At 51.2% G+C, this 20724-nt stretch carries 15 protein-coding genes, 2 tRNA genes and 3 rRNA genes; 8 read left to right on the top strand and 12 right to left on the bottom strand.

Features of this window, described 5'->3' with window-relative positions; translation table 11 throughout:
- Positions 1 to 23: 23 nt before the first annotated feature.
- Positions 24 to 1370, bottom strand: coding sequence for a glycerate kinase (locus tag P0D43_RS05700; RefSeq protein ID WP_341236571.1), 1347 nt, complete (start codon positions 1368 to 1370; stop codon positions 24 to 26).
- Positions 1371 to 1422: 52 nt separating this feature from the next.
- On the opposite strand from P0D43_RS05700, the gene P0D43_RS05695 reads away from it, so the two are divergent.
- Positions 1423 to 2226 carry a class II glutamine amidotransferase gene (locus tag P0D43_RS05695; RefSeq protein WP_341236572.1) on the top strand — a complete coding sequence of 268 codons (804 nt, stop codon included), beginning with the start codon at positions 1423 to 1425 and terminating at the stop codon, positions 2224 to 2226.
- On the opposite strand, the gene P0D43_RS05690 is transcribed toward P0D43_RS05695, so the two are convergent.
- A complete protein-coding gene (locus P0D43_RS05690) occupies positions 2221 to 3312 on the bottom strand; it encodes an aminopeptidase (protein WP_394673486.1) in 1092 nt (363 codons plus the stop codon). The two genes, P0D43_RS05695 and P0D43_RS05690, sit on opposite strands and share 6 nt — an antisense overlap.
- Before the next feature lie 106 nt (positions 3313 to 3418).
- On the opposite strand from P0D43_RS05690, the gene P0D43_RS05685 reads away from it, so the two are divergent.
- Positions 3419 to 4600 (top strand): M20 aminoacylase family protein, encoded by a 1182-nt coding sequence (locus tag P0D43_RS05685; protein ID WP_394673485.1) that lies wholly within the window; start codon positions 3419 to 3421, stop codon positions 4598 to 4600.
- A gap of 1 nt (position 4601) precedes the next feature.
- On the opposite strand, the gene P0D43_RS05680 is transcribed toward P0D43_RS05685, so the two are convergent.
- The 7 genes from P0D43_RS05680 to P0D43_RS05650 all read right to left on the bottom strand — a co-directional run bounded on the left by P0D43_RS05680 (position 4602) and on the right by P0D43_RS05650 (position 12677).
- Positions 4602 to 5705, bottom strand: coding sequence for a transglutaminase domain-containing protein (locus P0D43_RS05680; RefSeq protein WP_394673484.1), 1104 nt, complete (start codon positions 5703 to 5705; stop codon positions 4602 to 4604).
- An 80-nt stretch (positions 5706 to 5785) separates the two neighbouring features.
- A 5S ribosomal RNA gene (gene rrf / locus P0D43_RS05675) occupies positions 5786 to 5898 on the bottom strand.
- A 244-nt stretch (positions 5899 to 6142) separates the two neighbouring features.
- Positions 6143 to 9027, bottom strand: a 23S ribosomal RNA gene (locus P0D43_RS05670).
- 433 nt (positions 9028 to 9460) lie between these two features.
- Positions 9461 to 9536: transfer RNA gene (locus P0D43_RS05665), tRNA-Ala, on the bottom strand.
- Between the two features lie 24 nt (positions 9537 to 9560).
- Positions 9561 to 9637 (bottom strand) — tRNA-Ile (locus tag P0D43_RS05660).
- 164 nt (positions 9638 to 9801) lie between these two features.
- Positions 9802 to 11334: ribosomal RNA gene (locus P0D43_RS05655) — 16S ribosomal RNA — on the bottom strand.
- Together the 16S, 23S and 5S rRNA genes with 2 tRNA genes alongside form the textbook arrangement of a ribosomal RNA operon.
- Positions 11335 to 11900: 566 nt before the next feature.
- Positions 11901 to 12677, bottom strand: coding sequence for an enoyl-CoA hydratase (locus tag P0D43_RS05650; RefSeq protein ID WP_341237223.1), 777 nt, complete (start codon positions 12675 to 12677; stop codon positions 11901 to 11903).
- Positions 12678 to 12828: 151 nt separating this feature from the next.
- Between P0D43_RS05650 and P0D43_RS05645 the strand changes: the two genes are divergently transcribed.
- From P0D43_RS05645 to P0D43_RS05620, 6 genes are read left to right on the top strand one after another with little or no spacing between them, the layout of a single operon-like run.
- Positions 12829 to 13575 (top strand): SDR family NAD(P)-dependent oxidoreductase, encoded by a 747-nt coding sequence (locus P0D43_RS05645; RefSeq protein ID WP_394673483.1) that lies wholly within the window; start codon positions 12829 to 12831, stop codon positions 13573 to 13575.
- A gap of 31 nt (positions 13576 to 13606) precedes the next feature.
- Entirely contained in the window at positions 13607 to 14887 is a 1281-nt protein-coding gene (locus P0D43_RS05640; RefSeq protein WP_394673482.1) for an FAD-binding domain-containing protein, read from the top strand.
- Between the two features lie 2 nt (positions 14888 to 14889).
- Positions 14890 to 15372, top strand: a complete 483-nt coding sequence (locus P0D43_RS05635; RefSeq protein ID WP_394673481.1) for a DUF3429 domain-containing protein — start codon at positions 14890 to 14892, stop codon at positions 15370 to 15372.
- A 51-nt stretch (positions 15373 to 15423) separates the two neighbouring features.
- Positions 15424 to 16407 carry an MDR family oxidoreductase gene (locus P0D43_RS05630; RefSeq protein WP_394673480.1) on the top strand — a complete coding sequence of 328 codons (984 nt, stop codon included), beginning with the start codon at positions 15424 to 15426 and terminating at the stop codon, positions 16405 to 16407.
- 16 nt (positions 16408 to 16423) lie between these two features.
- Complete coding sequence (locus tag P0D43_RS05625) at positions 16424 to 17938, top strand: M61 family metallopeptidase (RefSeq protein WP_394673479.1); 1515 nt, start codon at positions 16424 to 16426, stop codon at positions 17936 to 17938.
- Between the two features lie 42 nt (positions 17939 to 17980).
- Positions 17981 to 18262, top strand: coding sequence for a hypothetical protein (locus tag P0D43_RS05620; protein WP_394673478.1), 282 nt, complete (start codon positions 17981 to 17983; stop codon positions 18260 to 18262).
- Here the strand turns inward: P0D43_RS05620 and trpC are convergent.
- The 3 genes from trpC to P0D43_RS05605 are packed head-to-tail and all read right to left on the bottom strand — an operon-like array spanning position 18256 to position 20681.
- Positions 18256 to 19044, bottom strand: a complete 789-nt coding sequence (gene trpC, locus P0D43_RS05615) for an indole-3-glycerol phosphate synthase TrpC (RefSeq protein ID WP_394673477.1) — start codon at positions 19042 to 19044, stop codon at positions 18256 to 18258. The genes P0D43_RS05620 and trpC overlap by 7 nt on opposite strands.
- A gap of 9 nt (positions 19045 to 19053) precedes the next feature.
- Complete coding sequence (trpD, locus tag P0D43_RS05610) at positions 19054 to 20091, bottom strand: anthranilate phosphoribosyltransferase (RefSeq protein ID WP_159568255.1); 1038 nt, start codon at positions 20089 to 20091, stop codon at positions 19054 to 19056.
- A 20-nt stretch (positions 20092 to 20111) separates the two neighbouring features.
- On the bottom strand, positions 20112 to 20681 hold the full coding sequence (locus P0D43_RS05605) for an aminodeoxychorismate/anthranilate synthase component II (protein ID WP_159568254.1): 570 nt from the start codon (positions 20679 to 20681) through the stop codon (positions 20112 to 20114).
- Positions 20682 to 20724 lie beyond the last annotated feature (43 nt).

Raw genomic sequence — 20724 nt, 5'->3', positions numbered from 1 at the left:
TCACGCGGATTGTTCTAAATTTCTCAGGGCTTGCCGATCAAGATAATCCTCAAATCATTCACATTGGTCATTGTTGGCCCGGTCGTCAACAAGCGATCCAGTCGCTTGAAATAGTCGTAACTGGTGTGCTGGTCCAAATGCAACTGCGGTGCAAGCTTGGCAGCCTTGCTGCGCTGTTGATCACCAGGCAACATCAATGCGCCGGCATGGCCACCAATTCCATCGATACCATCGGTGTCTGCGGCAATTGCGGCAACCTCAACTGTTGAATTCAAGTCACGAAGGTAAAAAGCCAAGGCCAACAAAAACTCAGAATTACGACCACCTCGAGCCTGCCTCAACTGGGTGTCATTCAGGGTTACCGTACACTCGCCACCACTGATAATAGCCAGCGGCGCTGCAGGCCAACCACCTTGACCCGTCGCAGCCTGCCTGGCAATGGCTGCATGTACCTGCGCTACATTTCGGGCCTCCCCCTCCAGGGTATCCCCAAGGTTCAGCACTTTGTACCCTTTTCCTTCAAGATGATGGGTCACCGCATTCAGTGACTTCAAATTGCTGGCCAGCAAGTGTGTTTTCACTTTACGAAAAACCAGCGAGCTTCGTTTTGGCGTATCCGGCACCGCCTCCCTCAACCCTTTCTCCAGGTACTTTGTGATGGAATGAGGCACCTGCACTGCCCAACGCTTGATTACCTCGATTGCGTCATGAAAAGTACTCTCATCGGGACTGAAGGGACCCGACGCGATCGATGAGGGATCATCTCCCGGAACATCGGATATCAACAACTGAAATACCGGCGCACGGCAAACCTGAGCCAACTGACCACCCAGCGTTTGTGTCACGTGTTTTCGAACAATATTCATCTCATCAATCGGCGCTCCGCATGCCAACAAGGCACGGTTCAACTGCTGCAAATCGACAAAAGGAATGTCACGCACGGGCACGCTCAACAAACTGGAACCACCCCCCGAGACCAGAGCGATCACGGCATCGCTGGAAGGCACTTCCGAAATTGCTTTGTGCAATCGTCGCGCAGCCCGCTGCCCATCTTCATCCGGCACTGGGTGCGCAGCCTGCACCACTTCAATGGTCGAAGTTTTTACTTCATGACCACGTCGGGTTACGACAAACCCCTGTAGTTTTTCCGAAGTACCAGCCACACCTTCAAGCGCTTTGGCCATGGATGCAGCCGCCTTTCCCGCGCCAAATACCCAGACGCGCTCCCGCTCTGGCGCCAACTGACTTAACCAAGGCCTGATCTGTTCTTGCCAGGCCTCTTGCAAGGCCTGTTCAGGCTGAGCAGCCAAAACTCCAACATTAAAAACCTCTGTTAAAAGGTCTTTGTAAAAATCATCCTTCTCAGACATGAAAAGTCTCTTAAAATAAAAATTAATTAATCAACAATTTACCAATTAAACCATGTGTCAATTGCTCGGCATGAACTGCAACACGCCAACCGACATCCAATTTTCATTCGAAGGCTTTGCCAAACGCGGCGGCCTGACGGATGAGCATGCCGACGGCTGGGGAATCGCATTTTTTGAAGGCTCTGCCGCGAGATGCTTTATTGATCATCGCCCCGCCTTCGATTCGCCAGTCGCAGAATTAATCCGGAACTACCCGATTCGCTCCTACAACGTCATATCCCATATTCGCAAGGCAACCGTCGGACAGGTCAAGCTGCAAAACTGCCATCCATTCATTCGCGAACTTTGGGGACAGGCCTGGGTATTCGCTCACAACGGCGACTTAAAAGAATTCAACCCAACGCTACAGGGCGACTTTTTGCCCATAGGAGAAACTGACAGCGAACTCGCCTTCTGCCTATTGCTGCAAACCCTGAAGAATGAATTCGGCTATCGCACGGCAGAGAATCGCCCCAGCGTTGCCGAAATAGATGCCGTGCTTCGCCCCGTGTGTGCTCAAATTTCAAAGCACGGTACATTCAATATGCTGTTATCCAATGGCCACGCCATGTACACGCACTGCTCAACCAAACTTGAATACATTGTCCGCGCACATCCATTCAAGGCCGCACATTTGGTTGACTGCGACATTCAAGTCGACTTTGGGGCCGTGACCACACAAAACGACCGGGTTGCTGTTATTGCAACCGCCGCACTCACCAACGATGAAGTGTGGACACCTTTTACACCCCAGTCATTTCTGGTCTTCGAAGACGGTCGACCCGTCTTGGAAAACGGGCTCGCCCTGTCTTCATGAGCACTGAAAACCGTAGGACAAAGGAAGACCACGCTCTAGCTCATCCAGCAGTTTTTCACGTTGCTCAAGGGGTAAATCACCCAAGGCCCCTGTTGCCTCATAAAATCGCCCGAAACTTTGACCACACAGAATATGCAACGCTTTAAACGCAGGCACATATTGCGTGTACAGGCCAGACACACCCAACTTCGCATTGTTTAAATCCTCGGCCATAAACCGGTCATAACCACTCCAGCCGCCCCAGGATGCTTTCAACTGGGCATAATCAGCATGCAACTGATCGAAACGCTTTTGCTTCAAAATCAACACCTGCTGTTTGTCCTTGCCCTGACTATTCCGATAAATCTGCTCCAGGTCATTGCGGGTTTGCGCCAACATCTGTCTAAAGGCATTTCTGCGTGAGTCGAACGTGTCATATTGCAATTTCAGAGTCTCTCGGCCCGGCTGGGCGAGCCATGCATTCACACCCAATTCCTCCACAGCAGTCGCAAAACTCTCGTTGAACATCGTGTCATTGGCAATGTAAACCACCTGGTGTGCAAGCTCATGAAACACCAGCCGGGCCAACTCACCCGCAGGATAATTCACGAAAGTATTGAGAACAGGGTCTGGCGTAAAGCCCAAGGTTGAATAGGCCGGCACACCCAGAACCGCAACATCCAGACCTTGCTCGCGCAGAACACTTGCCAGTTCGACTGCATCGGATTCCGAGTAAAACCCCTTGTAAGAAATACAGCCGATCAAAGGAAAACACCAGGTCTCCAGAGTCAAACTGTCTGGCTGAGAGGCAACCACATTCCACGCGGCATACGCACGATTCAAATCAGCGTAAGTTCTGTAGCTGCGATTATCGGGAAGTCCAAGACTGTCGACAGAAAACCCCCGAATCTCTTGCACATACTGCAATTGAGTACGCAGCTTCTCCGGAACATCTGGCCTGGACAAGACCTCGTCAATGTTTTCCGCAGCCGCCAAAACACTCAAATGCCCTGCAGTCGCTTGCCAAAAATAGGCTCCAGTGCTGCAAGCGCCCAATAAAAACGCACACCCCAACGCCAACCCCAAAAATGCACGCCGCAGAATCATTCGCACCAAACCTACTTTGAAGAACACCCATAGTAAAGCACGGTGATTGCCACGATGGAGAAAACCTGCGATTCTTATTGCCTGTACCAAAACAGCGAAGTTTGTTGTGAATCCGAGCAAAATTGAATCCTGGGTAAATACCCGTCGAGACATCCACGCCCATCCCGAATTGCGTTACGAAGAAAACCGTACTGCAGAGATCGTCGCGAAACGCCTTATTGAACTGGGTTATGAAGTAGCGACAGGCGTTGGTCAAACAGGCGTTGTAGGCCTGATACACGGCAAGCGGGGATCAGGAAAAATGGTTGGTCTGCGCGCTGACATGGACGCGCTACCCATTCAAGAACGTAACCAATTTCCGCATGCGTCGCGTCATCCCGGGAAAATGCATGCCTGCGGTCATGATGGCCACGTGGCCATGCTGTTGGGCGCAGCTCAGGAAATCGCCGAAAACACGAACTTCAAGGGCAGCGTGGCCCTCATTTTTCAACCGGCAGAAGAAGGCGGAGCCGGCGCCCAGCGCATGATCGACGATGGTCTTTTTGATCGATATCCTGTTGATGCGGTGTTTGCCATGCACAATTGGCCGGGGCTGAAAGAAGGAGAGTTTGCAGCGCACTCTGGCGCGGTTATGGCCTCGAGCAATGAGTTTTCAGTGAAAATTCAAGCCAAAGGTGCGCATGCCGCCATGCCTGATCTCGGCGTCGATCCAGTGGTAATCGCCGCACAACTTATCCTCGCATTTCAAACTATCATCAGCCGCACATGCAAGCCGGTTGATCCCGCAGTGTTGTCTGTCACGCAAATTAAGGCAGGCGAAGCAATCAATGTCATACCTGACCATGCAATCTTGCAGGGCACCGTACGTACGTTCAGCATTGAAACGCTGGACTTGATTGAACAGCACATGAGAAAAATCAGCGCAGACCTTTGTGCAGCTTTTGGTGCTTCTGCGGAAATGACATTTGAACGCAAATACCCACCCACAATCAATTCAGCCGACATGGCTGAACTGGCGAAAAACGCGTTAAATAAAGTGCCCGAGGTCTCGACGGTGCATTCCAGTCTTCCGCCCACAATGGGCGCAGAAGATTTCGCATTCATGCTGCAGCACAAACCCGGCGCCTACCTGTGGATCGGCAACGGCGACGGCGGCCACCGCACGCATGGCCATGGCATTGGCCCATGTACATTGCACAACCCCACCTATGATTTCAACGACAAAATACTGCCGCTCGGCGTCAAAGCCTGGTTGGCAATTACGCACGATTTCCTGGGAAGCGACTGACTTATTTCACTCGGTAACCCAATAAAGCCTCAAACTCATGCTGCTTTGGGCGACGCCCCATCAAAAGCAATTCCCCTTGATCTGGCACCACAGTCAATGAATAGACCTTGCCACTCTTCTTGAGTGGCACCCATGACCTGCCTTGAACCAGCATCATTTCTTCGAAAACCGCGGATTCAATCACAAAACGCTGCTTTACCCGTTCAAGCACACCGTTCACAGGGGCCGACATCACTCGCAACACCCCAGGTGTGGAATCAAAAGTAGACACAAGAATCAAGCGAGAAGCTCTGCGCGCTGCGTCGAGTATCAGTTGGGGATCCATGCCCACAGCCGCTGCGTACAAGGCATCCTCCGGCAGCTTGGAAAACAGCGTTTGATCAAGGGAAAATACCTGCTGATAACCCAGTTCATCTGCTTGGTCATAATGGCTTAGCATTGCTTTTTCTGCCGGCAGAAGAAAGAACAGATCACTGTGCTCCGAACGGAATCCTTGTTGACCTACATAACCAGCCCCCCAGGTAGCGTCCACAACATTCCAGACACCATTTATTTTGACAGCATTCCAAACGTGATTGACCGGTTTCCCCATCCGCATCGCGGTTGCCGGCCCACCTTTCACCAATCCGTAAATGGTCTTGACCTCAAGGCCTGCCATATTCATCAAACGATGTGTGACATTGGCATACACAGCACAACTACCGCCGCCTAGCTTGTGAAGCGTTTCAAGTGGGTACTGGGAGGGGTCACCAATTCGACGGGCAAGCCGAGCATCATGTTTAAAATGGTGGGTAACCCACCGGTAGATTAACCACGCTTTCTCCTCATCATTCGATGCGGCTGAAAGTAGTGCATGCAATCTGGACTCAAGGTGCGGTATTCGCTTGGCAAGTGTTTGCTGGAAATGAGCATTAAGCTGCTGATGACGAGAGCCCTCTTCAAGCGCATGTGAAGCCAATGGGAAAATCAACAAGAGCAAACACACAAGACGAGACCAACAGCCAGAAAGACAATTCAACTTCAATTCCAAAAGAAACAAAGGGAAAGCAGGAAAGATATAGGAATTGATACAGGTAGATACGAGACAGGAATATCTTCCAGACAAACAGGTTCGTTCTGGAAAGTATAGAGAAGAAATAAAAAACCCCGCCTCGTATTGAGAGCGGGGTTTTTTGGTATTGGAGAGCCTGACGATGTCCTACTTTCACATGCGAATGCACACTATCATCGGCGCTAAGGCGTTTCACGGTCCTGTTCGGGATGGGAAGGGGTGGTACCACCTTGCTATGGTCGTCAGGCAAAGAGGGTTGGCTGTAAGTGCGGTGCAAAGATTGCACTTACTTGTTAGCTAACCAGCGTTGCGGCTGATTGGCTCGATTCGGAACTGATGAGTTATCTCGATAGAAAGACTATCTTGTCGATGCGTGTTGCGGGTATATCTTTGTGCACAAACTACCTTGATTTTCATGGAGGCGCGAGCCTCCGGTAGATTTACTGTGTGTTGTTTCATGTGCGTATCTTATTAGCAAGGCTCAATGCTATAGAGCCAAGCCGCACGGGCAATTAGTACTGGTTAGCTTAATGCATTACTGCACTTCCACACCCAGCCTATCAACGTGGTGGTCTTCAACGGCCCTTCAGGAGGATCAAGTCCTCAGGGAAATCTTATCTTAAGGCAAGTTTCACGCTTAGATGCTTTCAGCGTTTATCTCTTCCGTATTTAGCTACCCGGCAATGCCACTGGCGTGACAACCGGTACACCAGAGGTATGTCCACTCCGGTCCTCTCGTACTAGGAGCAGGCCCCCTCAAACTTCCAGCGCCCACGGCAGATAGGGACCAAACTGTCTCACGACGTTTTAAACCCAGCTCACGTACCACTTTAAATGGCGAACAGCCATACCCTTGGGACCGGCTACAGCCCCAGGATGAGATGAGCCGACATCGAGGTGCCAAACACCGCCGTCGATGTGAACTCTTGGGCGGTATCAGCCTGTTATCCCCAGAGTACCTTTTATCCGTTGAGCGATGGCCCTTCCATACAGAACCACCGGATCACTATGTCCTGCTTTCGCACCTGCTCGACTTGTCAGTCTCGCAGTCAAGCACGCTTATGCCATTGCACTATCAGTACGATGTCCGACCGTACTTAGCGTACCTTCGCGCTCCTCCGTTACTTTTTAGGAGGAGACCGCCCCAGTCAAACTGCCCAGCAAACACTGTCCCCAATCCGGATCACGGATCCAGGTTAGAACCCTAAACATGTCAGGGTGGTATTTCAAGGTTGGCTCCACAAGAACTAGCGTTCCTGCTTCAAAGCCTCCCACCTATCCTACACAAACCGGTTCAAAGTCCAATGCAAAGCTACAGTAAAGGTTCATGGGGTCTTTCCGTCTAGCCGCGGGGAGATTGCATCATCACAAACACTTCAACTTCGCTGAGTCTCAGGAGGAGACAGTGTGGCCATCGTTACGCCATTCGTGCAGGTCGGAACTTACCCGACAAGGAATTTCGCTACCTTAGGACCGTTATAGTTACGGCCGCCGTTTACTGGGACTTCAGTCAAGAGCTTGCACCCCATCATTTAATCTTCCAGCACCGGGCAGGCGTCACTCCCTATACGTCCACTTTCGTGTTTGCAGAGAGCTGTGTTTTTATTAAACAGTCGCAGCCACCATTTTATTGCAACCCCTTCACCCTTCCATTGTTCATGGTCAAGCTACAAGGGCGTACCTTCTCCCGAAGTTACGGTACCAATTTGCCGAGTTCCTTCTCCTGAGTTCTCTCAAGCGCCTTAGAATACTCATCCCGCCCACCTGTGTCGGTTTGCGGTACGGTCAACGTGTAACTGAAGCTTAGAGGCTTTTCTTGGGACCACTTCCAATGGGTTCGTAGCCGTAGCTACTTCCCCCCACACCCTTGAGTATATGACAGCCGGATTTGCCTAACTGTCCTCTATGATGCAGGGACCAGGATATCCAACACCTGGACCACTTTCCACGATCCGTCCCCCCATCGCATTACACGTCGGTGCAGGAATATTAACCTGCTTCCCATCGACTACGCATTTCTGCCTCGCCTTAGGGGCCGACTAACCCTACGCCGATGAACGTTGCGTAGGAAACCTTGGGCTTACGGCGACAGAGCCTTTCACTCTGTTTATCGCTACTCATGTCAGCATTCGCACTTCTGATACCTCCAGCATGCTTTACAACACACCTTCGCAGGCTTACAGAACGCTCCCCTACCACATACACTTACGTGTACATCCGCAGCTTCGGTTATCTGCTTAGCCCCGTTACATCTTCCGCGCAGGACGACTCGATCAGTGAGCTATTACGCTTTCTTTAAAGGGTGGCTGCTTCTAAGCCAACCTCCTGACTGTTTTAGCCTTCCCACTTCGTTTTCCACTTAGCATATCAATTAGGGACCTTAGCTGGCGGTCTGGGTTGTTTCCCTCTTGACACCGGACGTTAGCACCCGATGTCTGTCTCCCGAGATTGCACTTACAGGTATTCGGAGTTTGCCATGGTTTGGTAAGTCGCGATGACCCCCTAGCCATAACAGTGCTCTACCCCCTGTAGTGAGACTCGAGGCGCTACCTAAATAGCTTTCGGGGAGAACCAGCTATCTCCCGGTTTGATTGGCCTTTCACCCCCAGCCACAGGTCATCCCCTAACTTTTCAACGTTAGTGGGTTCGGTCCTCCAGTTGATGTTACTCAACCTTCAACCTGCCCATGGCTAGATCACCGGGTTTCGGGTCTATACCCTGCAACTAGACGCCCTATTCGGACTCGCTTTCGCTACGCCTTCCCTACTCGGTTAAGCTTGCCACTGAATGTAAGTCGCTGACCCATTATACAAAAGGTACGCCGTCACGGAACAAGTCCGCTCCGACTGTTTGTATGCACACGGTTTCAGGATCTATTTCACTCCCCTCCCGGGGTTCTTTTCGCCTTTCCCTCACGGTACTAGTTCACTATCGGTCAGTCATGAGTATTTAGCCTTGGAGGATGGTCCCCCCATGTTCAGACAGGGTTTCTCGTGCCCCGCCCTACTTGTCGTACGCCTAGTTCCACAATCGAGTTTTCACATACAGGGCTATCACCTTCTATGGCCGGACTTTCAAGACCGTTTTGTTAACTCAAATGCTAAATCGTACAGGCTGTTCCCATTTCGCTCGCCACTACTTTGGGAATCTCGGTTGATTTCTTTTCCTGTAGCTACTTAGATGTTTCAGTTCTCCAGGTTCGCCTCGCACAGCTATGTATTCACTGTGCGATACCCCTAAAAGGGTGGGTTTCCCCATTCGGACATCTACGGCTCAAAGCTTGTTTGCCAGCTCCCCGTAGCTTTTCGCAGGCTACCACGTCCTTCATCGCCTATGACTGCCAAGGCATCCACCATGTGCACTTATTCGCTTGACTCTATAGCGTTAAGCCCTGCTTCAAGTTACTCACCCGAAACAACACTGTAATCACCATAAAAAGCAAAGTAGTTTGTGTGTATTCTAAATTTCAAGCGCCGGTGCATATCAGGAACGATACACACCCACTTCTTGAGAAGAACGATGATGCAATCGCATCAATCAAAATAGCTACACCTTAAATTTTAAGGAGTATCTATCTCGATATCTCATCATTTCCAAATTGTTAAAGAACAAGTCCAAACCCCTTGGGGGCCTGGCGACTCTTACAGCCAAATGGATAAACACCGCAGTGCCAAGCACCGTGCGCTTATTCATTTGACCGCAAGGGCGATGCAACTTTTTTGTTCGCATCACTTACTTGCCAACTTCGCTAACAGCCAATCTTATTTAAACACTCGATACAAAAACATCCCAAACACAGCACAAAAACTTGGTGGAGGTGAACGGGATCGAACCGATGACCCCCTGCTTGCAAAGCAGGTGCTCTCCCAGCTGAGCTACACCCCCAGGTGTTTGCACTACAATAACCAATGGTGGGTCTGGATGGGCTCGAACCATCGACCCCCGCCTTATCAAGACGGTGCTCTAACCAACTGAGCTACAGACCCCGAAAAACTTTTCAGCCCCAGGGCCCTGACCTCTAAACAATGCTCTCGCACCGCAATTAAAGGCCCTCTCTTTTTGCTGCTTGTATCTTGCGTCTAAACAAACCGATAAGTGTGAGCACTAAAACCAAACAAATTCAAGACTTGATCTACTTCTCTTTCTCTAGAAAGGAGGTGATCCAGCCGCACCTTCCGGTACGGCTACCTTGTTACGACTTCACCCCAGTCATGAATCCTACCGTGGTGACCGTCCTCCTTGCGGTTAGACTAGCCACTTCTGGTAGAACCCACTCCCATGGTGTGACGGGCGGTGTGTACAAGACCCGGGAACGTATTCACCGCGACATTCTGATCCGCGATTACTAGCGATTCCGACTTCACGCAGTCGAGTTGCAGACTGCGATCCGGACTACGATCGGTTTTCTGGGATTGGCTCCACCTCGCGGCTTGGCAACCCTCTGTACCGACCATTGTATGACGTGTGAAGCCCTACCCATAAGGGCCATGAGGACTTGACGTCATCCCCACCTTCCTCCGGTTTGTCACCGGCAGTCTCATTAGAGTGCCCTTTCGTAGCAACTAATGACAAGGGTTGCGCTCGTTGCGGGACTTAACCCAACATCTCACGACACGAGCTGACGACAGCCATGCAGCACCTGTGTGCAGGTTCTCTTTCGAGCACCAATCCATCTCTGGAAAGTTCCTGCCATGTCAAGGGTAGGTAAGGTTTTTCGCGTTGCATCGAATTAATCCACATCATCCACCGCTTGTGCGGGTCCCCGTCAATTCCTTTGAGTTTTAACCTTGCGGCCGTACTCCCCAGGCGGTCAACTTCACGCGTTAGCTGCGCTACTAAGGCCCGAAGGCCCCAACAGCTAGTTGACATCGTTTAGGGCGTGGACTACCAGGGTATCTAATCCTGTTTGCTCCCCACGCTTTCGTGCATGAGCGTCAGTGTCATCCCAGGGGGCTGCCTTCGCCATTGGTGTTCCTCCACATATCTACGCATTTCACTGCTACACGTGGAATTCCACCCCCCTCTGACACACTCTAGTCGTGCAGTCACAAATGCAATTCCCAGGTTAAGCCCGGGGATTTCACACCTGTCTTACACAACCGCCTGCGTGCGCTTTACGCCCAGTAATTCCGATTAACGCTTGCACCCTACGTATTACCGCGGCTGCTGGCACGTAGTTAGCCGGTGCTTATTCTGCAGGTACCGTCATCTACACAGGGTATTAACCCGTGCAATTTCTTTCCTGCCAAAAGTGCTTTACAACCCGAAGGCCTTCATCGCACACGCGGGATGGCTGGATCAGGGTTTCCCCCATTGTCCAAAATTCCCCACTGCTGCCTCCCGTAGGAGTCTGGGCCGTGTCTCAGTCCCAGTGTGGCTGATCGTCCTCTCAGACCAGCTACTGATCGTCGCCTTGGTAGGCCTTTACCCTACCAACTAGCTAATCAGCCATCGGCCGCTCCAATAACGTGAGGCCTTGCGGTCCCCCACTTTCCCCCTCAGGGCGTATGCGGTATTAATCCGGCTTTCGCCGAGCTATCCCCCATTACTGGGCACGTTCCGATGTATTACTCACCCGTTCGCCACTCGTCAGCGATAGCAAGCTATCCTGTTACCGTTCGACTTGCATGTGTAAAGCATCCCGCTAGCGTTCAATCTGAGCCAGGATCAAACTCTTCAGTTCAATCTCTGCAAAATTTACTAAACTCGACGGAGTAGATGTTATTCAAACCTTGACGATTTGAACTTCACTTACTTTATTCCGTGAGCACTAACTCTGAATCGTGATTCAAAGTCATTCTTTTTGAGAAAAGAACAAACCTTAAACCCATCTGGTCAGTGCCCACACTTATCGGCTGTTAACTTGTTAAAGATCGCTTCGAAATTTCTGCTAACCTTGCTGCTCTTCACTACTACTTAAAACCTTGAAGAACCGCTTGCTTGCTTCGTTTCGTCCTGCTTGTCGTGCAGCAGAGAAACGAGATTATGCACATCAATCCAAAACCTGTCAAACACTTTTGCGAAGAAATTTGTATTTTTCTGCAACGCGTCAAAAGTGTGTTCCAAACACCCCACACGCAGACCAAAACAAGCCTCTGAAGCACAAGGATTTTTTCCAGAATTGCACAAAAAACAGGCTCCCGAAGGAGCCCTGAAAATATTTCAATTTTTTTGGTTTGACCGCACCTTAAATGGCTGCCGGCACCAATTTAATTACAAATTAATTCAAATTAATTCGAAAATTGGGTCTTATTTGTTGGTGAAATTGGGTTTGCGCTTCTCCACAAAGGCAGACATGCCCTCTTTTTGGTCTTCTGTGGCAAACAAACTGTGGAACATGCGACGCTCAAACAGCATTCCCTCTGACAAAGAGCCCTCGAATGCTCGGTTAATGCTCTCTTTGGCCATCATGACCGACGGATTTGAATACGCTGCAATAATAGTGGCGGCCTCAATGGCTTCATCCAGACACTTGTCTGCAGGAACAACACGCGACACGAGCCCGGCTCGCTCCGCCTCAGCTGCATCCATTAAACGGCCAGTCAGACACAGATCCATCGCTTTGGCTTTGCTGATTGCACGCGGCAGGCGCTGCGTACCACCGGCACCAGGAATGATGCCAAGCTTGATTTCTGGCTGACCGAATTTCGCCGTGTCCGCACAAATGATGAAGTCGGTCATCATGGCCAATTCACAACCACCGCCCAAAGCGAACCCACGTACCGCTGCAATCACTGGTTTGCGTACATTGCGTATGGTTTCCCAGTTGCGCGTGATGTATTCGCTTTTGTACACATCCATATAAGTAAATGAGGACATCGCTCCGATGTCCGCACCGGCAGCGAAAGCTTTGTCGCTGCCTGTAACTACCATTGCGCCAATGTTGTCGTCGGAATCGAAAGCCGTTAGGGCGTCGCCGAGCTCAGTCATCAGTTGGTCATTCAGTGCATTCAATACTTGGGGGCGATTCAAACGCACCAAGCCCACCTTGCCGATGGTTTCTACGAGGATGGTTTCATATGTCATGGTCAGTCTCCTGCTTATTAATAGGGATGGAGAAAGTCTAACCGCTGAAATTCGAGTATTCACCGACCTTAAAGAGTTTTGAATCAAGACGTGACTTTATTTTCTGTCTAGGACAAAATAGCTTCACCTTGGACAAAACAGGCAGTAAAGAATGACAAAGTGCATATTCGTGATGGGCGCCAACAGTGCAATCGCCCAGGAATTGATTCAGTTGTGTGTGGATTCTGGACAAGAGGTGATTGCGGCAGGTCGGGATGCATCGGTACTTGAGGCGCTATATGGCCATACACCAGGTGTACATATATTAGAGACGCAGGCCTGCGACTCTGGATCCGTAAATGCCGCATTTGAAACGGTGAACAGCCTGGGAAAACAAGTGGATGGCTACGCGCACTGTGTGGGTTCTATCCTGGTTGCCCCTTTAACCAAAACCACCGACGCTCAAATTGACAGCGTGATGCAGGTCAACCTGTTTTCAGCCATGTATGGGTTGCGTGCGTTTTTAAAACATGCAAAAACCAATGCGCAAGGCGGTTCTGCCGTGTTGGTGTCCACCTGCGCCACTGGTATTGGTGTTCCCAATCACGAGGCGATCGCTGCTGCAAAGGCGGGCATTGAGGGTTTGGCCAAGTCGGCTGCGGCCACACACGCGGCTGACAATATTCGAATCAATGTGGTGGCCCCGGGCCTGACCGACTCACCGATTGCATCGGCTTTTTTGAAAAGTGACATGATGCGTGCAGCAAGCGCCAAGCAATACCCATTGCAGGGCGTCAACCAGCCCGGTGAGGTAGCGCAGGCCATGTACTGGTTGCTAGGCGCAGGGGCCAGCCGCATGACAGGCGCAGTGTTGAATGTGGACGGCGGGTTCAGGAATATCCGTCCTCTTGTGAAGTAAACCCCATTCAATCCCATAAAGAGCCACAGTCATGCAGCACCAAACACCCGTCAAATTTGAACCCAGCCGCCTTGCTGCACTGAACGCACTCGCGACAGTGGACCCGGCAAGGTACAGCCGCACCCGGAATTTTCTGGATGGCGCAGTAACGCGACTTTCCCCCTGGATTACTCATGGCTACTTGAGTGTGCGAGAGGCGACCCAAATATTGATGGAGAAGTATCGCCTGAGTTTCGAGGACAAGCTGATCTTTGAATTTGCGTGGCGGGAGTTCTTCAAACATGCACATGCTGAGTTGGGTAACGGAATATTGAGCGATGTCCGCAGACCAGTGTGGTCGGGCAAGTACAGCTCGCAGTTGCCAGGCGACATTCGGGAAGGCCGAACCGGAGTTGCAGCAATCGATGCTGGAGTTGCCCTTCTTTATGAGACTGGCTATTTGCACAACCATGTCCGGATGTGGATAGCGTCCTATGTGGTTCACATGCGAAAAGTGCACTGGAAAGTGGGCGCTGACTGGATGTACGCCCACCTGCTGGACGGAGACCTGGCATCTAACCACTTGAGCTGGCAATGGGTGGCTGGGACGTTTAGCCACAAACCCTATGTTTTCAACTCGGACAATGTCAAGAAATATGCGCCGATGTGGAATTGCAGCGGGACGGCCATTGATACCGATTATGAAGACTTGGAATCGATTGCCCGGAGCAAACGCGATGTGGGATGCGAAAGAAATGCGCCCGCGATTGGCGCGCAGGAACCGGGATGCCACAACTTTGATCTTGAACTGTTGACCGACACGCTAAAACGCAAGACAGTGGACCTTCGTCAACAGGCTGGCGTTGACTCATGCAGTAGCTTGATGGGCAATTTCAAGAAGATTAATTTGGTGCACCCTTGGGAGCTCAAAGCCTGCTTTGATTTGACGCAAACCGGCGAGTTGCGCGTGGGCTTGATTGACTGCGCATTTCACAAAACCCACCCCTGGAGCAAACAACGCTGGGATTTCGTGCTGAATGCCATGGAAACCGGTTGCGATCAAATATGGGTTGTGAACACCGATGACATTGCTCACTGCGCAACCATGCTGGCTCGCTTTATTCAAACAGGCACCGAGTTTGAGTTGAGGGAAACATTGAATTCAGGCTATGTGATGATGGGCCGTTGTTTTCCGGTTCGATGGAACGCGGAAGACAAACTGCTACCCAGCCCTTCTCGTTTTCAGCAGAGCTTTTCACGTTTTTACAGGGAGACCACCTTGATGGCCGGAAGCCTTGAAGAAGCTGTACATGGCGCAATATTGGTGGAATGACGATGGCACCAACATTGAAAACTCACTGGATGAATGTGCTCGGTTACGCAGGGCTTATTCCATTTTTGGGATTGGCTGCGTTGACCGGCATATACAGCGGCACCGAGATTGCGGAGCGCTTTGCCAATTACAACCTGATTTACGCATTGTGCATTGTTTCGTTTTTGGGCGCTGTGCATTGGGGACTGGCTATTTCACTCAGCAGCCAGGACCAACCTGTTTACCTTGCCGGATTGGATCAATCGGAATTTGAAACACGAAGTTTTATCTGGGGAGTAACGCCCTCACTGTTGGCTTGGCTGGCTGGCGCATTCTCGCCCCCTGAATCCACCCTTTGGATTCTTGCCCTGATTCTGGCTTTGGTATGGGTGGTAGACCAGCGCTTTTTAAAGCCCATGAAGGCGTTCGATGCTTACCTGCGTCTGAGAAACCACCTGACATTGGGTGCAATTGTTGGATTATTAGTGACCGCCTGCTTTGCTTAAATGGTGTAGTCTATTTTTCAGGACTGACCAAAAAGCAAGGAAGGACAAAGTATGTTCAAAGCGGTATTTCTTCAAAAAAACGAACAAGGCGAGTTCAAGGCCAGTATTGAGCAACTGGACGAAAGCCAGTTGCCTGAAGCTGGTGACGTGCTGGTTCGAATTTCCCATTCCACACTCAATTACAAAGACGGTCTGGCAATTTGCAACAAGTCCCCTGTGGTGCGCCAATGGCCCATGGTTGCGGGCATTGATGGTGCAGGTACCGTAGTGGAAAGCGCCCACCCTGGATTCAAACCTGGAGACGAAGTAATTCTCAATGGATTTGGCGTGGGAGAAACGCACTGGGGTTGCCTGGCCGAAAAAGCAAAACTGAAAGGGGATTGGCTGATTAAACGACCAGCGGGTTTAAGCCCTTCGCAGGCCATGGCGATCGGTACCGCGGGCTACACCGCCATGTTGTGTGTGCTGGGCCTTGAAAAAGGCGGCGTGAAACCTGGTAGCGGTGAAATTTTAGTGACTGGTGCAACTGGCGGCGTCGGCAGTATTGCAATCGCACTGTTGAGCAAGCTGGGCTACACCGTAGTGGCGACCAACGGCAAACCTGAACAAACTGATTTCCTGAAAGGTTTGGGCGCGAGCGAAGTCATGGACCGAAAGTTGTTGAGTGAGCCCGGAAAACCTTTACAACGCGAGCGCTGGGCTGGTGTTGTGGACTGCGTGGGATCACACACCCTGGCCAATGCCTGTGCACAGACCAAATACGGTGGCACGGTGACTGCATGTGGTTTGGCCCAAGGCATGGATTTGCCTTCTTCGGTGGCACCGTTTATTTTACGGGGCGTTACCTTGACGGGCGTTGACTCGGTGATGGCACCCTTGCCAGTGCGTGAGGAAGCTTGGCGCAGACTAGCTGCCGACCTTGATCTGAAAAAGTTGGAAGGACTCTCACGCACACTTCCACTGGAAGGTGCGATTGAAGCAGCTGCCCAAATTATGGCAGGAACCAACACGGGCCGCGTGCTTATCAAAATTTAATACACAGACGATTACCATGTTGCATTACCAGGTCACGGTGGCAGACCCGAAAGGCCACTATTTCGACGTTCAATTGCAATTTGAGATTGCACGGGACCAACTGCAAGGCACTGGCGACGAGCGCTGGATTGACTTAACATTGCCCGCCTGGATTCCTGGCAGTTACCTGATTCGTGAATTTGCACGGAACGTGCTTTATGTGCGGGCCCGTGTAGGACAGGTTGAAACCACGGTCACACGGGAAAGGAAGGACAGCTGGCGAGTACATGTCGATGGCGCGCAGATTGGGCTTGCCGCGCATTCACTTTTAATTCAATGCGAATGGCGAGTGTATGCCTGGGATTTGTCAGTGCGCGGCGCACACCTGGACGACACCCATGGTTTTTTCAACGTCACCAGCCTGTTTCTGTGCCCGAAGGGATTTGAACAAGAACCGGTTGAGTTGACCATTTCCAGACCTAGCGACGACTTACAGGACTGGCTGGTCGCCTGCGGCTTACCCAGCCAGCCTGGAACCTTGAAAGACCCACATGGCTGCCCGATTCTTCGGGCAGGGGGTCAAGTCAAATTTATAGCGACGGATTTTGACTGCCTGATCGACCACCCAATTGAAATGGGTGCCTTGCGGGTAGAAAGCTTTTCTGTGTTGGGAGTTGAGCATGTATTTGCAGTGTATGGCGCAGACGCCGACCTGGATTTGCAACGGATTTGCAACGACCTGAAGCCTGTGTGCGAAATTCAGATCGCCTTGTTTGAACCGGACACCAAACGTGCGCCTTTTGAGCGGTATGTGTTTATGCTGCATGCGACCGACAATGGTTACGGTGGTCTGGAACACCGCAACAGCACCTCATTGCTTTTTAACGCGAACGAATTGCCTCAATGTGGTGTTGAGAAAACGTCCAAAGCCTATGAAGGCTTTTTGGGACTTTGCAGCCATGAGTACTTTCATTCCTGGAATGTGAAGCGCATGAAACCAGCTGCATTTGTTCCCTATGATCTGACCCAAGAAAATTACACACGATTGTTGTGGATTTTCGAGGGTTTTACATCCTATTACGATGATGTTGTGTTGGCACGTGCGGGCAAGTTGGACGAAGAGGCATACCTGAAAAGCGTATGCAGGAACATTACACAGGTGAGAAAGGGCCCTGGACGCATGAATCAATCTGTGTCGGACAGCTCTTTTGATGCCTGGACCAAATACTACCGACAAGATGAAAATGCACCCAACGCAATTGTGAGTTACTACACCAAGGGCTCACTTGTGGCTTTGTGTATTGATTCCGCAATTCGAAAACAAAGCAGCGGCCAGAAAAGCCTGGACGATGTGATGCGCTTGATGTGGCAACGCAAAGGATTGACTGGCGAGGGACTGAAGGAGGATGAGTTCCCAGGCCTGGTGCTGGAAGCCACAGGAATTGAGCTAAACCGGGAAATTGAACAATGGACACAGAGCACCGACGAGCTGCCATTGGACGATGCCTTAAAGACCTTTGGCTTGAGCCTGAGTCAAACTCAAAATGATTAGCAAATTTACCTTGGGTTACACGGGCAATTTAAACCTGAAGGTATGTTGGTAAAGCAGGTGATTAACGGTGGTCCTGCCCACGCGAGTGGCATTTCAGCAGGCGATTGGCTGGTGGCATTGGGTGAGAAAAAACTGACCGAAACCAACTACAAACGGCTATTGGCAGCAAGCCGGCCCGGAACACCACTGCGCGCAATTGCATTTCGCGCAGATCGGCTGATGGAATTTAGTTTGGTACCAGCCGAACCGGCATCCAATGAATGGACAATCAAAAAACCGGAACAAAGCGAGGGCGAGGTTGTGCCTGCCCCTTGGCTTCAATAAAAAAGATCTGCCAGTGCCCGCCCTGGCGAGGCTGCCCGCATGAACGCCTCGCCAACCAAAAATGCGTGAATATCATTGGCACGCATTAGGGCCACATCGTCACGGGTAGCAATACCACTCTCGGTGATCAGCAAATGCTCTGGGCCCACTCGACCTTTCAGATCAAGCGTGGTTTGCAATGACGTTTCAAAAGTGCGCAAATTGCGATTGTTTACACCAATCAGTGGTGTTTTTAATTGCAAGGCAATGTCCATTTCTTGTGCATCATGCACTTCGACAAGTACATCCATACCCAGCTCATTGGCGCATTGCTCGAGTTCCAGCAGTTGAGGCAACTCCAAGGCTGAAACAATCAGCAAAATGGCATCGGCGCCCAGACCCCGGGCTTGTACAACCTGGTAGGTGTCGATAATGAAATCTTTGCGGATGCAGGGCAGACCACTCGCCTCGCGGGCCATGTCGAGGTACTGGGGCGCGCCTTTGAAATATTGAATGTCAGTGAGCACCGACAAACAAGTTGCACCATGCTCGGCATAGCTTTTTGCGATTTCCACGGGATCAAAAGGTTCGCGCAGAATGCCTTTGCTGGGGCTGGCACGTTTTACTTCCGCAATGACTGCGGGCAGGCCTTTGGCCACCGCTGTTTTCATGGCGTTGGCAAAACCCCGCGTTGGGGCCAGCTTTGCGGCCTTGGTCAACCATTGCACTTCAGACAAAACCTGCTTGCCCTGTGCAATTTCTTCGCGCTTGGTGGCTAAAATTTTGTCAAGAATATCGCTCATGGTTCTGCCTTATTGCTCAATCGACTTGGTAAAGTCGACGAACTCATTGAGTTTGCGGATTGCTGCACCACTGGCCACGGTGGAGCGCGCCACATCAATGCCCTCTTTCAGACTACCTGCAACACCTGCTGTATACAGACCTGCTGCGCTGTTGAGCAACACGATGTCACCAATTGCACCGCCCTTGCCATTCAATGCATGGAAAATTTTGTCGCGAGACTCTTGGACAGAACCTGCATGCAGGCTGCTGTGTGATGCGCGTGCAAGACCAAAGTCTTCGGGCTTGATGCTGTAGTGCTTGATTTCACCATCGCGTAGCTCAGCAATTTTTGAGTCGCATTCAATACACAGTTCGTCCATGCCATTTTCACCATGCACGATGAGCGCTTGAATGGACCCCAAACGCTTGAGCACTTCGGCCTGTAAGTCGAGCAAATTGGCGCTATACACACCCATGACCTGGCGCTTGGCATTGGCTGGATTGGTGAGTGGGCCGAGAATGTTGAACACCGTGCGCACACCCAGTTCTTTGCGGACCGGGCCCGCAAAACGCATGGCACTGTGATGATTCGGTGCGAACATGAATCCAATGCCCACTTGGGCGATCGATTCTGCAACCTGGGTCGGCTTCAGATTGATGTTGGCGCCAAGCAATTCAAGTACATCGGCGCTGCCCGAATTAGAGGACACGCTGCGACCACCGTGCTTGCCCACTTTGGCGCCGGCGGCTGCCAGCACGAACATGCAGGCAGTTGAAATATTAAATGTTTGCGCACCATCGCCACCCGTGCCGCACAGATCGACAACCTCAGTGCCTGCGGGCAACTCGACCGGAGTGACCAGATCTCGCATGACTTGTGCGGCGGCAGCCACTTCTTCGGCTGTTTCGCCTTTGACACGCAAGCCAACCAGCAAACCAGCAATTTGCGCAGTGGTCAAACCACCACTCAATAGTTGCTGAAATGCATTTCGGGTGAGTTCATGCGACAAGTCTTGCCCAGCAAGCAGTTGATTCAAAATGGCGGGGTAATTAAATGACTGGGACATGAGATTTGGAGGTTAAGGGTTTAGTTAACGCGCTTAAGGAAATTTTTGAGCAGATCATGCCCGCGGTCACTCAGGATGGATTCAGGATGAAACTGAACACCCTCGATATCCAGCGTTTTATGACGAACACCCATGATTTCACCATCTGCTGTTTCTGCGGTGATTTCAAGGCAATCGGGCAAGCTTTCCCGCTCGATTGCCAATGAGTGATAGCGAATGCAGATAAGCGGGTTGGGCAAGCCCTCAAAGACACCCACATTGTGATGATGAACCGGGGATGTTTTTCCGTGCATGATGGTTTTGGCACGTACAACCTTGCCACCGAAGGCTTCGCCAATGGCCTGATGCCCCAGGCACACACCCAAAACGGGAACCACACCGGCCATTCGCTGAATGATTTCAATGGACACGCCGGCCTGCGCTGGTGAACAGGGGCCAGGCGAAACACACACCGCACGGGGCTTGAGGCTTAGTGCTTCATCGACTGTGATGGCATCGTTGCGAACAACATGCACTTGCTGACCCAATTCACCCAAGTACTGGACAAGATTGAAGGTAAAACTGTCGTAGTTGTCGATCATCAACAGCATGGCGGGCCTGCATTTCGAATAGGGGGAAGAAACAAGTGCGTGA

Origin of the sequence: Limnobacter sp. (assembly GCF_043511195.1) — a bacterium.
In the GTDB taxonomy this organism is placed as follows: Bacteria; Pseudomonadota; Gammaproteobacteria; order Burkholderiales; family Burkholderiaceae_B; genus Limnobacter.
This window is presented reverse-complemented; position numbering and strand designations above follow the sequence as displayed.